Raw genomic sequence first — 14231 nt, 5'->3', positions numbered from 1 at the left:
CGTGACGGTGTGGGCCCACCACATGTACGTCACCGGCGGTGTGCTGCTGCCGTTCTTCTCCTTCATGACCTTCCTGATCGCGGTCCCGACCGGGGTGAAGTTCTTCAACTGGATCGGCACCATGTGGCGGGGAAGCCTGTCCTTCGAGACGCCGATGCTCTGGGTGATGGGCTTCCTCGTGACGTTCGTCTTCGGCGGACTGACCGGCGTGCTCCTCGCCGAGCCGCCGATCGACTTCCATGTCTCCGACACGTACTTCGTCGTGGCGCACTTCCATTACGTGGTCTTCGGCACGGTCGTCTTCGCCATGTTCGCCGGGTTCCACTTCTGGTGGCCCAAGTTCACCGGCAAGATGCTCGACGAGCGCCTCGGCAAGATCACCTTCTGGACGCTGTTCATCGGCTTCCACGGCACGTTCCTGGTCCAGCACTGGCTGGGCGCCCAGGGCATGCTGCGCCGCGTACCCGACTATCTGGCGGCCGATGGCTTCGCGACGCTCAACACGGTCTCGACGATCTTCTCGTTCCTGCTGGGTTCGTCCCTGCTCCCGTTCTTCTACAACGTGTGGAAGACCGCCAAGTACGGCGAGAAGGTCGAGGTCGACGACCCCTGGGGCTTCGGCCGTTCGCTGGAGTGGGCCACCTCCTGCCCGCCGCCGCGGCACAACTTCGTCACCCTCCCGCGGATCCGCAGCGAGTCGCCGGCGTTCGACCTGCACCATCCGCATGTGCAGTCGGCAGAGCGGGAGTTGACCGCGCGATGAGCACCGGGAAGGAGCGGACGCTCGTCCAGGAGATCGAGGGCCATCTGCTGCTCGCCGCCGCACGGGAGGAGGGCCGTGCGGCGGCGGCCCGTGCGGCCTCCCGGCTGGGCTGGCTCACCGACAGCCAACGGGACGACCTGGAGCGGAACCTCGAGACGGAGTACCTGGCCCTGGCCCGCACCTCGTGGCAGCGCACCGCCGAACGCGCCGAGGAGTTGCGACGCGAGTACGAGTCCGCTTACCACGGCCTCCGACGACGGCTGTTGGCCTGCTTCCTGCTGGGCTGCGCCCTGTTGGCGGCGACCGGCCTGATGCTGCTGTCCACCACCCGGGGATCGTCTCCGGTTCATTCGGGTCAGGCCTCACGGAATCAGCTCGCGGCCCACTTCTGGTTGCTGCCGCCGTTGCACGTCCACAGGACGACGGAGGTGCCGTTGGGGGTGCCGCGGTTGTAGGCGTCCAAGCACTTGTTGCCGTACACGTCGGCGCAGCGGCCGGACCGCTTGCCGACGCGGTGAGTGCGGCGTGGGCCGTCTCAGGTGGTCCCCGGCCAGCCCCCTGGCCGCAGTATCCCGAGCAGTTGCCGGACCAGTTCGTCGACCACCTCGTCCAGGGTCGCGTCCACCCAGCCCGCGCTCCAGTCGTGGAGTACGCCGTTGACGCTGCCGATGAACGCCGCCGCGGCGATGCGGTAGTCGCGGGGCGCGGCCTCTCCGCGTGCGGCGGCCGCCTTCGCCTCCGCGCAGATCAGTTCGACCCAGCGGGCCCGGCGGGCGAGGCGCTGCTCCTCCAGACGCGGGCTGACGCCGATGATCTCGACGAAGGTGATGCGGATGCGGCGTGGATCGGCGGTGACGTTCGCCGCGTACGCACGGAAGATCATGGCGGCGCGCTCGGCGAGCGACAGCCCCTCCGCTGCGGCGAGCGCGGCCAGCACGGCCTCTTCGGCCCAGTTGTTGACCTGCAGGTGCAGTGCGGCGAGGACGTCCTCGAGGGTGCGGAACTCCTCGTAGAACTGGCGGGTCGACAGCCCCGCGGCCTCGCTGAGGGACGCGACGGTCGTGGCGCGGAAGCCCGGCGTGTCACCGAAGAGCTGGAGCGCCGCGTCCAGGAACCGCCGCCGGCGTTCCGCCTGCCGCTCCTCGGCGGACTTGCCCGCATAGCGGCCGGTCGGCTGCCTGAGCCTGCCCCCCACGGTCCCCTCCGTCCCCAACTCCCTTGCCATACAGCCAATTTTGTCGTGCACGCGGTCTTGTGGAGAAGGCCACCCCATCTTACTTTTCAGTAAGTTAACTCTGAATGCCTGCGTGTTCAGATTCTCAGCCCTGTCATGGCACCGCTCCCGCCACACCCCACCCAGAGGAGAGAGCAGTCATGCCCGCCTTCAGACCCAGGCACCTTTGCTCCGTAGCCGCCGCCCTCGTGCTGACCCTCACCGCCCCCGCGACGGCCGCCACGGCCGCCACCGACGCCGCCTCCCTGCGCGAGGTGCTGTTCGTCGGCAACAACTGGGACGGCACCGCGGACGTCATCAAGTCCAGCGGCGACTTCGCGAAGGTCGGCCGGATCAACGTGATCCCGGACAAGGACGCCCGGATGGCGGAGATCAACGCCGACCCGATCAAGTGGATCTACTTCATGGCCATCCGCAACAGCGTCGGCGAGGGCCACGACCAGTTCGTCGACGACATGTACTCCACACCGGACGGCAGATCCGTGGTGGTCTCCCGGCCGAGCTTCGCCGACGTCGTGTCGATCGACCTGGCCACCGGGAAGATCAACTGGCGCTTCCCGGTGGCCGGTTACCGCGCCGACCACATGGCCGTCTCCCCCGACGGCACCCGGGTCGCGGTCTCCGCCTCGACCGCGAACACCGTGCATGTGCTTGACATCGACACCGGCAAGCAGCTGGGGTCGTTCGCCACCGGCGACAAGCCGCACGAGAACATCTTCACCAAGGACGGCAAGTACATCTGGAACATGGCCATCGGGGACGTCAACACCGCCCTCGACGACCCGATCTGGGACTGGACGAAGGGCGACCGGCACATCACGGTCGTGGACGCGACGACCTACAAGCAGGTCAGGGTCATCGACATGCGGGACCGGCTGGACGCCTTCGGTCTCAAGAACTTCTCCGACGCCGTCCGCCCCGCGGTGTTCTCCCCCGACGAGTCGAAGCTCTACTTCCAGGTCTCGTTCTTCAACGGCTTCCTCGAGTACGACGTCGCCACCGACAAGATCACCCGGATGAAGACCCTGCCCAAGAACCCGGCGACCAGTGAGGACCGCACCACCTGGGTCAACGACTCCCGGCACCACGGCATTTCGATGAACCCCGCGGGCACCAAGCTGTGCGTGGCGGGCACCATGGACGACTACGCGACGGTGGTCGACCGCGCCACCCTCCAGGAGGGCCCGCTGGTCACCGCCTCCAAGCCCTACTGGGCCACGGTCAGTGGCGACGGCAAGGACTGCATCGTCTCCGAGAGCGGTGCCGACCAGGTCACCGCCATCGACTTCGCGACCGGGCAGAAGGTGACGTCGGTCGCGGTCGGCGACCATCCGCAGCGGGTCCGGCTGGGCCACGTCCAGTCCGACTGGACCGGTCCGTCGTCGAGTTGACCTCACGCAAAGCCGCGGGCCCGCCTCCGGGGTGCTGCGCACACCGCCCCGGAGGCCGGTCCGCCCTCAGAAGTGGGCCGTCGCCCACGCCGTCAGCTCGGACCGCGCGGCGCTCATCAGGTCAGCGGACGGCGCGGTCGCCCCGTTGGTCACCAGGGCGTAGTGCAGGACGCCCGAGTCCGCGTCGGTGAGCACGAGGCGGCGGCTGCCGGTGCCGCCCGGTTCGGGCGCGACGCCGACCGGGGTCGAGGCGGTGTACGACGGGGGCGCGTACACCGCGCCCAGGTCGGAGACGACCGTGGTGGCCGAGGCCGGGAAGGAGGCCGGCAGGTGCAGCTCGGTGGGTGCCGTACCGCTGCCCGAGCGCCACACCAGGAGGCCGTACTGGCCGGAGCCGACCAGGCGCGACACGTTCGGCAGCGAGCTCGGCACCGGGTTCCAGGTCAGGGTGGTCGAGCCGTCCCGGGAGCGGTCCTCGTAGGTGAAGGCGGCCGTGGTGCCCGAGGTGGCGCTCGGGTAGATCCGGTCGAGCAGCCGGGCGTCCTGCCGGAGGGCCACCGCGCCGGAGTCGTCCAGCCGCACGGCGGAGAGGTCCTCGTCGTTCCAGGCGTCGCCGGAGGTGAGGACCTTGTCGGGGTTGCCGTTCATCAGCTCCTGGTGGCGTCCGTTGTAGATGTCCCACTGCCACTGGGAGCCGGACAGGACCGGGCCGGAGGAGGCCGGTGTGGACCACCAACTCGCGCCGGACAGACGGGAGTCGAGGCACTGGTACATCGCCTTGAGGATGGTCGGCGCCTTGTCCGACACCGTCCCGGACAACGGGTGGCCGTACTCGCTGACCACGGCCGCGGTCCCGGCGGCCGAGGCGCGGTCGCGGACCGTGCCGAAGTCGGCCGTGTACTGGCCGTCGGCCGCCTTGCCCCACATCAGGATGCCGGAGATGGCCTTCTGGTCGTAGAAGTGGGTGTTGAAGACGTAGCGCGGCCCGAGGGTGCCCGCGTCCAGCAGTCCGCCCTCCTGCTTCTGGGAGGCGATGTTGGCGTTCCAGAACAGGTTCGGCTCGACGAAGGCGGGCTTGGCCTGCCAGCCGGCCGCGTCCATGCGGGCCCGGAACCTCTGGTAGAAGGGCCACAGCAGGTCCCGCTCCCAGGTGCGGCTGGTCTGGCCGGAGTCGTAGCTGCCCGCGTACGGCTCGTTGTAGGGGTCGAAGCCGACGACCGCCGTGAACTCGGTGTCCGTCAGATGCTGGGCGAGGTACGACATCGTCGACTGTGCCGTGGCCAGGAAGGCGTCCTGGAGGCCGTAGTTGTTGTGCCAGAAGTCGTACTGCGCCTTCGTCACGGCCGAGTTCTGGGTGATGCTCTGGCCCCAGAAGAAGCAGATCCCGCACGACTCGGTGGGGTAACTGCCGAGGTCCACCGCCCACTTGGGGGCGCCGTCGCCGGTGTACCAGCTGCCCGTGTTGAACAGGTGGCGGGAGTAGAGGTCCTGGTGGAAGTCGGGGTGGACGCGCAGACCGGCGTCGAGGAAGGCGCGCATCTGGTCGGTGGCGGCGGCCAGATACGCGGTGTCCACCTGGCCGCGCACGGGCTCGGCGTGGGCCCAGGAGAGCAGGAAGCGGACCGCGTTGCCGCCGCCGAGGGCCCGCAGCGCGGTGGCCGACTTCCGTGCGTCGGCGACCGAGGCGAAGGGCAGGCCGCCGTTCTCCTCCAGCTTGGTCTCGCCGGAGACGTTGTAGCCGCGCAGGACGACCTCACGGCCCTGGCCGTCGACGAAGCGGCCGTTCTGCACCGTGAGGGCGGTGCCGTCGAACCAGAGGGAGTCGGAAGGGCCGGCGGCGGCGGCGGGCGAGGTGCCGGCCACCGCCAGGAATCCACAGAGGACAACCAGGACAACGAACAAACGCGCCCGGATATTGGTCATGTCCATTACAGTCCGAGTGTTTCCGGACACCGTCAACCCTGCTGACTCCGGAGTAAGTTCTGTTTCGGCCCCCTCCTGGAGGTGGCGCAGCCGCCCGGCCGTGAGATCGAGGGCTTCCACGTCCGTGCGGGACTCCCGCAAGGCCCGCAGCGTCGTCATGTCGATCGCCTCCCGAGGTCCAACCTCCGGCTCCTGGTCGCCGTGCAGGTCCGTCAGCCGCTCGCGTTGTCCTTCGGTGAGACCTTCCCAGACGACGTGCTGGCGCTGGCGTTCCAGCCACCTGCCGATGTCGCTGCCGGCCGCGGTGACGCCCGGCACGATCTCGTCGAGCTGGGCGCCGAGGGCGAGGAGCTGGGTGATGGCGGCGTAGTGGCGTTGCCAGTCGATGGGCCAGGCGGGGCGCCGGTCTTCGTCGATCGCGGCGAGCTGCTGTTCGCGGCGTTCGGCAGTCGTGGGGTTCTTGCCGAGTCCGCCTTTCTTGCGGCAGTTGGCCAGCCACTGCCCGACCGGCTTGTGGAGTGCGGTCGCGGTAATCGCCGCGGCGAGCGTGCCGGTCTCGGCGTAGTAGGCGCGGGCGGCCAGGTTCTCCTCCCACGCTGCGTCGGTCGGGTCCCAGACCATGCCGAGCTCGTCGAGGTCGGCTGCCCGCTGGTGGCCAGACCGCCGGCCGCGACCGCGCGTCGCTGGTCGGCGAGCCACCTGACCAGCGGATGGGAGTGCCCGTTCGGCATCAGCTCCCGGTGCTCGTAGGGCACTACTAGGCGCCCGGTCCGCCGGCGGTAGGCCACTGCCGCCCGGTGGCGGGCCTTCCATTTGGCGTGTTCCGCCTCCAGCAGGTTGGAGCGCACGAGCCGGGCGATCAGGGCGGGGTCGCGGTGCGTCCCGAACCGCAGCAGGACCCACTGGTCCTGCTCGGCCTTCCTCGGGCGCCTCGCCCAGGTACGAGAACTGAGCGGGGGTAGCTCCTACGCGGGCGAGCAGCGTGCAGATCGCCGTGTCGTCCCCGCGCCCGCATGGTGCGGCCGATACCGCGCCGTCGCAGCCAGGTGCGGATGGCTTTGGAGCTGTAGCCCTTGTCGCCCAGGACGTGGGCGGGCCTGATGCGGGGCCGTCCGGGGCCGATGCGGGGCACTCGTATCGCGTGCATCACGGCGGTGAACTGCGTGCAGTCGTTGGTGCTCCCGCCCGTGACCACGAAGGCGAGCGGGCGGCCGAAGGCGTCGCAGGCAAGGTGGATCTTGCTGGTCAGGCCGCCCCGGGAGCGTCCGAGTGCCGGTGGGCAGAGCCCCCTTTTCGGGCCCCGGCGGCATGCTGGTGGGCTCGCACGACGGTGGAGTCGACCGACACCAGCCAGTCGATGTCCCCGGCCGCGTCCGCCTTTGCCTGCGCGGCCCGCAGCATCCGCTCGAAGGTCCCGTCCAGGGCCCACCGGCGGAAGCGGGTGTGCAGCGTCTGCCACGGCCCGTACCGCTCGGGCACATCCCGCCAGGCGGTGCCGGTGCGGAACTTCCACACGATCCCGTTGAGGACCCTTCGGTCGTCCAACCGCTTCCGGCCCCGCAAGGGCACAGGCAGCAGTGGCCGGACGAACTCCCACTCGGCATCGGACAGTTCATGGCGACGTATCACCCGACCATGATCCACCACTCAAGATCAATTGAAGACACGACCTAGGCCGACCAGGGCGACCGGCGTGATCTGCTCACCGCGGACGAGAAGAACGAACTCGCCCAACTCTGCAGAGAAAACGCCGAGTTGAGGCAGGTGAACGAAATCCTGAAGGCTGACTCGGTGGTTTTCGCGAAGGAGTTCGACCAGCCCCGCACGAGACCGACGTGGTGATCAACCACCTCCGCGACGATTTCGGGGTCGTTGACCGGCGTGTGCGTGGTGCCGGACCGAGTCCCTCCAGCGCAGGCCACCACTGCTGTTGCTGCGGCGTTGAGGAAGAGCGTGAACGCGAAGGACTTGTCCACCGCGTCGATGCAGCCGATACGGAGAAGCTCTTCCCCCGCCTGCTCGAGGATGCCGACGGTGGCGGCAAGGCCCTCGACGGTGTGGCCACGCCTCAAGGTGTGGCGCAACCGAACCCGGTAGGTATGCGCAAGCCGGTCGGCGGGGAGCAGGCCGTCCCAGACGACGAAGGCACCCCCTGCGATCAAGGCGTCGCGTGCGGGGCCACATGCCCCGGTCTGCTCGCCCAGCATGTCGGCGAGGTCGTCGCGCGTCACGTCTCGGCCTGGTGACAAGAAGGCGCCTGATGGAGCATCTGTGACAAGTAGCCCTCCTCCCAGGTGACAACTAGGCTGCTTCGGCCTGATCTTTGTGCCACCCTATCCGGCTGTGAACGACGGCAATATCGCCGTCGTTCACAGACAGTGCTCCGTCGGACGGCGGTAGGTCGCCGCCGGCACCACTTGCGATGGCGTTGGAGCCTCAGCGCAAGCAGTGCCACCCGCCTTCGAGGTGACCGTACAGGCGGCCGGGGCGACGGCGGGGGAGGGGATCGGGAGTGTCTTCGCGTGGTCGACGGAGGTGGCGCTGAATCTGCCCGGTACGGGTCGCAGCCGGGCGGGGGTGCGCGCGGACGCGGTCGTGCAGGCTGCCGCGGATGGTTTACCGGTGTTGCTGGTGGAGGTCGACAACTGCACCGAGGCCGCGGACGTGCTGGCGGAGAAGTTCGACAAGTACCGGCGCTTCTTCCGGCTGAAGACCAAGGATCAGGACAACCGGGGGCGTGATGTACCGGTGTGGCGCACCGTGTTCCCGCCGATCGGCCTCGAGGGGCACCGCCCGCCGCGGTGGTCTTCAACCCGGGCCCCCGGGTGGCCCGGAAGAGCTGGAGAGCCGCATGAACCGGGTCTTGCAGCTGACACGGCAGATATGGTCCGGGAGCCGGCACGGCGACCGAGACGGCACGGATACCAAGGACGGCTACTACGACTACACCGACGTGATCTCCGTCCTGTTCACCACCCTGGACCGGCTGAAGGCCGACGGCCCCAGGCGCGCGGTGTGGTGACGGTGCGGGCACGGCCAGTGGGAAGACCTGACCACGGCGCTGGCCAACCCGAACGACTACGACGCCTGGCGCCAGCGTGACGAGGTGCGTCGTCGCGAACGTAAGGAGCAGTGGAAGCGCGAGCGGCAGCAGCAAGAAGAGCAGTTCGACTCCTGGATGCAACAGCCTCCCGAGCCGGACCCGGAGCCGCCTGCGCCATGTGAGAGGTGCGGGCAGCCGGTCACCGGCGAGTCCGGCATCGCGCACGGCGACTGGGCGCCGCCCGAGGACGGTCGTCACTGTCCAGAGTGCCGCACCGATTTGGCCCGGCAGCCTCCGTGGCTGTGCAAAGCCTTCTTCGGACGCGGCCGCTGAGCTGCCCGTGCAGACAACCTGGCTAGCCGTTGCAGTCCCAATACAGCAACCGGGCCGGTTTCCGGCCCGGCACGACTCGTGCGACGGCCCACGGGGATGCGGTGCGGACGGCTGCAGCGGAATTTTCAAGGCCCGTGACTCGACGGCGAAGCCCTCGCGTTCGTGCACGCTCCTGGGGCCGTGGCACGCACGAGTGGCGTCTGACAGACTGCTGACTTCCGTCGACACTGCACAGGGGGAATCTGCAGTGGATGATTCGATCATCCTGCGGGCGACCGGCACGGACGACCTCGCCGTGCTGGAACGGTTGCGTGAGTGGCTGCTGCACGAGCCCGAGTTGCGTGGCCGCGTCAGACTGCGGCGTGCAGCACCGGAATCCGGGCACATGAGCGGAGGCGTCCTGGAGGCGCTGGTGGTCGCCACCGGATCCGGTGTGGTGGGTGTGCTGGCCCGGTCGGTGCCCATCTGGCTGCGGCAGCAGCGGTCCGATGTGGAGATCGAGATAGCGCGAGAGCCCGGGGGCTCGGTGCGAATCAAGGCGAGTAATGTCCGGGACGTCGAATCGCTGATCCAGCGCACCCTTGACCAGCCGCCCACAGAGGTCTGAGGGATGGGGTTGCCGGACCCTGTGCGGTCGCGGGCGGTCTTGATCGGCACGCGGTCCTACGGCGCCAGCTCCGCCCTGGGGGAGTTGCCCGGCGTGACCGGCAACGTGGTGCGGCTCGGCCGTCTGCTGACCACGGTGTCGGGGCTTGCCACCGATAACTGCCGCGCGCTGCTGGACCGCCGTGACGATCGTGAGGTGTGCCAGGTGGTGAGGCAGGCCGCCAGGGAGGCCGAGGACCTGCTTTTGGTGTACTTCGCCGGCCACGGCCTGCTCGGCCCGGACTCCGGCGAACTTTTCCTGGCCCTGACGCACAGCGACCCGGACGATCCGCTGTACACAGCTGTTCGTTTCTCCGAGCTACGGGAAGCCATGGCGACAAGTGGTGCCCGCAACCGCGTGCTCATCCTGGACTGCTGCTTCAGCGGCCGGGCCATCGTGGATGCGATGGGGCCCGATATCGACACGATCGCCTTGGCCCAGACGCACACCCGCGGCGGTTACACCCTGACCGCAACGTCGGCCAATCTGCCCTCGATCGCGCGCCCCGGTGAACCCTGCACGCTCTTCACCGGTGCGCTGCTGGACCTGGTTGAGCAGGGCATTGACGACGCGGGGCCGTATCTGACGCTGGATGACCTGTTCCGGGAACTGGACCGCTTACTCGATCCGAAGCCCCGCCAGCAAGGCAGCGACAGCGTGTCTCAGCTCGCTCTCGCGCCCAATCCGCGGTATCGGCGCACCGCAGGGGCCCGGCCACCCCTGGTGCCGGAAGCCCTTCCCGCAGCGCCCCCTGCCATCTTCCACAGACGCAAGCTGCGCTCCTGGCCCATGCGCCAGTTCGTGGAGGCTCTGGTGCTCGCTTGCGCAGCAGTCGGCGTGTGGGCCTGGGTGGAGTTGGTGCCCCACCCCTACTTCTACTCCCAGACGTCCTCCACCGGCAGCGGCCCCGGCCTCTATTGGAAGCTCTGCGTGTTGAGCGTTGTCGCCTGGTGCAGCTACATCCTGGGCGCCATCATCCTGGGACCGGCGCTTCGGTTCCCCGGCCGATACCAGTTGCAGGTCGGCCCGGAGGGTCTGACGTACCGGTTCGGGAGCGAGCAGGGCATCTTGCGGTGGCACGACGTGGAACGGATCACGACACTGCGTTCTCGAAGTGATCGCGCCCGGCCCGACCAGGTCGTCGTGTGGACCCGCCAAGGGTGGGTGCCACCACGGCGATCGCGTCATGGCCCGCGCGCCCGGCGCAGTGACGGAGCAGTGCTGTTCTGTAATCTGAACTGGCTGGCGACGGAGCCCGCCACCGTGGAGGAGTCGATCGCCCACTACGGAGGCGCACTGTGGGACGGCACCCATGGGCTGGGCACGGCGGCTGCGGCCCGGTTCCCCCGACGTCGCTCCGCGACCCTGCTGTGGATCGCGGTGACCGGCGGCGCCGTCATCTCTTCCGCCGGTGTCTTCCTCCTCGCGGCGCACCTCACCACCTTTGCCCTGCTGGCGGCCTGTCTGTTCTACATTCCGTTCATCCTGCGCGCAGCGATGGAAACTCTCGTCCAGGAACTCGCCGTCGACGCCCGCGGAATCCTTGTAAGGAGCCAGGGATCGAGACAGACCATCCGCTGGCAGGACATCACCGAGGCTGCCGTCGTCGACACACCGCCCATGGGCAGGAAGACCAGCAAGCAATACCTGCTGCTGCGGACACCGCCGCCCACGGGCAGACAAGCGGTCCCTTATGACACCCGCCTGAAGGCAGTGCGGTTCGACCCAGGCATCTACGCGCTCACGCCGGCCGAACTGGACACTGTCATGCGGCGGTGGGCCGGCGAACGATGGCGGGGCAGGCTCGATAAGGATTCATTGATTGAAGAGCTGCCGGCATTGAAGGACGAGGAACGGTTCACCGGCCGCCCGATCGGTCCCTTGGCCTGTTCCTTCTGGATCGCTGCGTTCGTGACGATGCTGTCCTTGGACCTCGAGCTGCTCGACGCGATCGGCCATCAGTGGGCCACGTACGTCGTCTTCCCCCTTTCTTTCGTGGCGTTGGCCCTTCTGAGCCGTATTGCTGAACGCCTGCAGAGCCGCCTGGAGTTGCACATCGATGCTGAAGGCCTGGAGCTGAGGGGAAGTCGACGGCAGACACGCCTGCTGTGGACCGACATCAGCCGCATCTCCGTGGTCGGTATCCCCCACGGCGCGAGGTACACCCGCGCGGTCGTCGTGTGGCTGAGGAACGGAGCGGTTCCTCCCCGCAAGTGGCGCTGGCCGTCCTGCTTCACCCCTTACTCCGGTGGTCTGCGAGTTGTCGACCTGGACGACAACGGTGTAGCCGCCGAGCCGAGTCACATGGCGCGAGTTCTGGCCGAACGCGCGGGACCTGCGTGGCAGCCGGACCACGACGCGTAGCCGCCCGGGAGGAGGTCCCGGCGGTCCACGGAGTCACGAGAGGCTCGGCCAGTCCCCTCTGCCGGAGCCAACCCGTTTCCGTTTCTGTCACCGTCCGTCGCCTGACCGCCGCTGCTGTGGCGGCTGCCCGCGTGGGGGCGGTGGCCCTGCCGGCCGCGGCGGCCGACCACCACCCGGGGCGCGCCGACCGGGCCCAGCTGGTCATCAGCGCGGTGCAGTACGACTCCCCGGGCCGGGACGACCGCTCCAACCCCTCCCTCAACAAGGAGTGGGTCGACATCACCAACACCACCCGCCGGGCGGTGAACCTGGACGGCTGGACGCTGTCCGACGAGGACGGCCTCTCTCTCCTCAGCCGCTCACCCGGTGCGTCACGTTCAACAGGTACTCCTTGCGGTTCAGCGGGTTGTGGTCGGTGCGCGGCCGCTCGGGGACCGTGCCCCGGGTGACCGGCGCATAGTGGTCGAAGGCGCTCTCCAGCTCACCCTCCCCCCGGGTCAGGCCCGGCAGACGCCGCTCCAGCCCGTGCACCCGGGCAGCCGGCACCGAGCCCTCCAGGACACAGAGGGAGCCGTGCGTCCCGGTGGTCTGCGGCACCGCCCCGAGCCGGGCGAGCACCGGGAGCAGGCCGCCCAGGGTGTCCGCCGGGACCTCCAGGCGGAAGCGGTGCATGGGTTCGTACACCCGGGTGCCCGCACGGCGCAGCGCCTCGACCAGGACGAGCGGGGTGAGCCCGCGGAAGTCCGCCCCGGTGCTGGACATGCTCTTGTCGAAGCCCTGGTGGGCGTGGCTCTGCCGGGGCGAGTAGCCCGAGTGGGTCATGGTCACCGTGCAGTCGGTGACCCGCCAGCCGTGCAGCCCCTGGCCGAGCGCCTCCCGGACCGTGTCCTCCACCGCCTTGAAGAAGGCGTACGGCATGGCACCCAGCTCCACCTCGAGCCGGAAGTCCACGCCCGAGCCGAGCGGCGCAGGATCGACTCGCAGACCGACGGTCGCGAGGAACGGGTTGGGCGCCTTCTTGTTGAACTCGACGGCCGCCCCCGCGCCCACGGGACGCTCGATGCAGACGGTCGTCGTCTCGCGGAAGGTGACGTCCAGCCCGTACTCGTCGGCCAGGGTCGCCTGGACGACCTCCTTCTGCACCTCGCCGTAGAGCGAGACCGAGGTCTCCTGCCGCACCTCGTCGTGGCGCACGTCGATGAGCGGGTCCTGTTCGGCGAGCTGGGTGAGCGCGATGTGCAGCGAGCGCCGCTCCACTCCCGGGCCGGGGACGACGACCGTCTCCAGGGTCGGCGGGGCGAAGTGGTGCTCCTCCCCCGCCCTCGGGACTCCCCCACGCTCGGCTGCGCTCGCGCCGGCGGCCCCCCGGATCGGGTCACCGATCCTGATGCCGCCAAGCCCCCACAGCCTGCCGATCCGCCCGGCCCCTAGGCTCTCCTGCCGGACGTCCGTGCCCTGGTCGAAGACGGTCACCGCGGTGACCTTGCCCTCCTCGCGGGCCGCTCCGAAGAGGACCCGGTCACGGGCGTGGAGGGTGCCGGAGAAGATGCGCGCGTAGGCGATCTTCTCCCCCGCCGGGCCCCGCTCGACCTTGAAGACCGTGCCGGACACCTCGCCGTCGGGGTCGCCGCCGGCCGGGGGCAGCAGTTGCTCGATGCCGGTGATCAGCTCCGGCACGCCGGCGCCGGTGACGGCGGAACCGAAGTAGACCGGATGGGCGAGTGCCTGCCGGGTCCGGTCGGCGAGGGCGGTGCGCAGGCTGTCGTACGAGACGGTGTCCTCCACGTAGGCGGACAGCAGCTCGTCGTCGAGCTCGGCGAGGGCGTCGAGCGCGGCCGGGCCGAGGCCGGGGACGAAGCGGGCCTCGCGGGTGCCGAGGCCGGTGGCCGTGCCCATCGGTACGACCGCCCGGGTGAGCCGCCGGGCCATCGCCCGCAGCACGGCCTCGTCCTGCGCGCCGCGCCGGTCGATCTTGTTCACGAAGACCAGGGTGGGGATGCGCAGCCGCCGCAGCGTCCGCATCAGCACACGGGTCTGCGCCTGGACGCCCTCGACCGCCGAGACGACCAGGACGGCGCCGTCGAGCACACCGAGGACCCGCTCCACCTCGGCGATGAAGTCCGGGTGGCCGGGGGTGTCGATGAGGTTGACGGTCACGCCGTCGAGCGGGAAGGAGACGACGGCGGACTTGATGGTGATGCCGCGCTGCCGTTCGAGAGCGAGGGTGTCGGTCCGGGTGTTCCCGTCGTCGACGCTGCCCAGCTCGTCGATGACCCCGGCCGTGTGGAGCAGCCGTTCGGTCAGGCTGGTCTTACCGGCGTCTACGTGCGCCAGAATTCCGAGATTGAGCAGATGCACTGAGCGTGATGTCCTTCGGCATGGATGGGATTCCTTCCTGGGTGGACATGCACGCAGCGCGCATCTTGGGTCCTCTCCGGGTGACGACTGGTCCCGTGCAGTGGAGCAGGACCCGGGCCCCAGCGGCAATGGATTAACGCTCAACGAAAGCCGGTCACAGCACTCGCCGCATCCAA

At 69.1% G+C, this 14231-nt stretch carries 11 protein-coding genes and 5 pseudogenes; 7 read left to right on the top strand and 9 right to left on the bottom strand.

The window, feature by feature from the left end:
• Positions 1-763 (top strand): cytochrome c oxidase subunit I (locus Q8A52_RS12280; protein ID WP_316750997.1); only part of this gene is annotated, 763 nt, incomplete at its 5' end.
• Positions 764-1133: 370 nt separating this feature from the next.
• On the opposite strand, the pseudogene Q8A52_RS12275 reads toward Q8A52_RS12280, so the two are convergent.
• Together Q8A52_RS12275 and Q8A52_RS12270 are read right to left on the bottom strand one after the other, a co-directional pair.
• Positions 1134-1244: pseudogene (locus Q8A52_RS12275) on the bottom strand (RICIN domain-containing protein); the annotation flags it as partial.
• Positions 1245-1298: 54 nt separating this feature from the next.
• Entirely contained in the window at positions 1299-1958 is a 660-nt protein-coding gene (locus Q8A52_RS12270) for a TetR/AcrR family transcriptional regulator (RefSeq protein WP_316751050.1), read from the bottom strand.
• A gap of 179 nt (positions 1959-2137) precedes the next feature.
• Between Q8A52_RS12270 and Q8A52_RS12265 the strand changes: the two genes are divergently transcribed.
• Positions 2138-3388: a YncE family protein gene (locus Q8A52_RS12265; protein ID WP_316750995.1), complete on the top strand. Its 1251-nt coding sequence runs from the start codon at positions 2138-2140 to the stop codon at positions 3386-3388.
• Between the two features lie 66 nt (positions 3389-3454).
• Here the strand turns inward: Q8A52_RS12265 and Q8A52_RS12260 are convergent, their stop codons facing one another.
• The 6 genes and pseudogenes from Q8A52_RS12260 to Q8A52_RS12245 all read right to left on the bottom strand — a co-directional run bounded on the left by Q8A52_RS12260 (position 3455) and on the right by Q8A52_RS12245 (position 7542).
• Positions 3455-5317, bottom strand: coding sequence for a glycoside hydrolase family 5 protein (locus Q8A52_RS12260; RefSeq protein WP_316750993.1), 1863 nt, complete (start codon positions 5315-5317; stop codon positions 3455-3457).
• 210 nt (positions 5318-5527) lie between these two features.
• Positions 5528-5932, bottom strand: a pseudogene (locus Q8A52_RS12255) (helicase associated domain-containing protein); the annotation flags it as partial.
• 47 nt (positions 5933-5979) lie between these two features.
• Positions 5980-6159 (bottom strand): annotated as a pseudogene (locus Q8A52_RS49015) (helicase associated domain-containing protein); the annotation flags it as partial.
• An 11-nt stretch (positions 6160-6170) separates the two neighbouring features.
• Positions 6171-6548 (bottom strand): transposase, encoded by a 378-nt coding sequence (locus Q8A52_RS49010; protein ID WP_408649194.1) that lies wholly within the window; start codon positions 6546-6548, stop codon positions 6171-6173.
• Positions 6549-6556: 8 nt separating this feature from the next.
• Entirely contained in the window at positions 6557-6940 is a 384-nt protein-coding gene (locus Q8A52_RS49005) for an IS5 family transposase (protein WP_408649188.1), read from the bottom strand.
• Positions 6941-6981: 41 nt separating this feature from the next.
• Positions 6982-7542, bottom strand: a complete 561-nt coding sequence (locus Q8A52_RS12245; RefSeq protein WP_316750991.1) for a hypothetical protein — start codon at positions 7540-7542, stop codon at positions 6982-6984.
• A 217-nt stretch (positions 7543-7759) separates the two neighbouring features.
• Here Q8A52_RS12245 and Q8A52_RS49000 point away from each other — a divergent pair.
• The 5 genes and pseudogenes from Q8A52_RS49000 to Q8A52_RS12225 all read left to right on the top strand — a co-directional run.
• Positions 7760-8035: pseudogene (locus Q8A52_RS49000) on the top strand (replication-relaxation family protein); the annotation flags it as partial.
• Between the two features lie 127 nt (positions 8036-8162).
• On the top strand, positions 8163-8333 hold the full coding sequence (locus tag Q8A52_RS12240; RefSeq protein ID WP_316750990.1) for a hypothetical protein: 171 nt from the start codon (positions 8163-8165) through the stop codon (positions 8331-8333).
• A gap of 601 nt (positions 8334-8934) precedes the next feature.
• The gene (locus Q8A52_RS12235; protein ID WP_316750989.1) at positions 8935-9294 is read left to right on the top strand and encodes an effector-associated constant component EACC1; all 360 of its coding nucleotides are present in this window, start codon (positions 8935-8937) and stop codon (positions 9292-9294) included.
• A gap of 3 nt (positions 9295-9297) precedes the next feature.
• On the top strand, positions 9298-11697 hold the full coding sequence (locus Q8A52_RS12230; protein ID WP_316750987.1) for a caspase family protein: 2400 nt from the start codon (positions 9298-9300) through the stop codon (positions 11695-11697).
• Between the two features lie 116 nt (positions 11698-11813).
• Positions 11814-12038: pseudogene (locus Q8A52_RS12225) on the top strand (lamin tail domain-containing protein); the annotation flags it as partial.
• Positions 12039-12048: 10 nt separating this feature from the next.
• On the opposite strand, the gene Q8A52_RS12220 reads toward Q8A52_RS12225, so the two are convergent.
• Positions 12049-14055 (bottom strand): translation factor GTPase family protein, encoded by a 2007-nt coding sequence (locus Q8A52_RS12220; protein ID WP_316750986.1) that lies wholly within the window; start codon positions 14053-14055, stop codon positions 12049-12051.
• Positions 14056-14231: the final 176 nt, after the last annotated feature.

The organism is Streptomyces herbicida (assembly GCF_032656585.1).
Taxonomy (GTDB): Bacteria; Actinomycetota; Actinomycetes; order Streptomycetales; family Streptomycetaceae; genus Streptomyces; species Streptomyces herbicida.
This window is presented reverse-complemented; position numbering and strand designations above follow the sequence as displayed.

Coding starts and splice junctions, on each gene's coding strand:
- Q8A52_RS12230 (WP_316750987.1), top strand. CDS start 9,298: ATGGGGTTGCCGGACCCTGTGCGGTCGCGGGCGGTCTTGATCGGCACG.
- Q8A52_RS12260 (WP_316750993.1), bottom strand. CDS start 5,317: ATGGACATGACCAATATCCGGGCGCGTTTGTTCGTTGTCCTGGTTGTC.
- Q8A52_RS12240 (WP_316750990.1), top strand. CDS start 8,163: ATGAACCGGGTCTTGCAGCTGACACGGCAGATATGGTCCGGGAGCCGG.
- Q8A52_RS12265 (WP_316750995.1), top strand. CDS start 2,138: ATGCCCGCCTTCAGACCCAGGCACCTTTGCTCCGTAGCCGCCGCCCTC.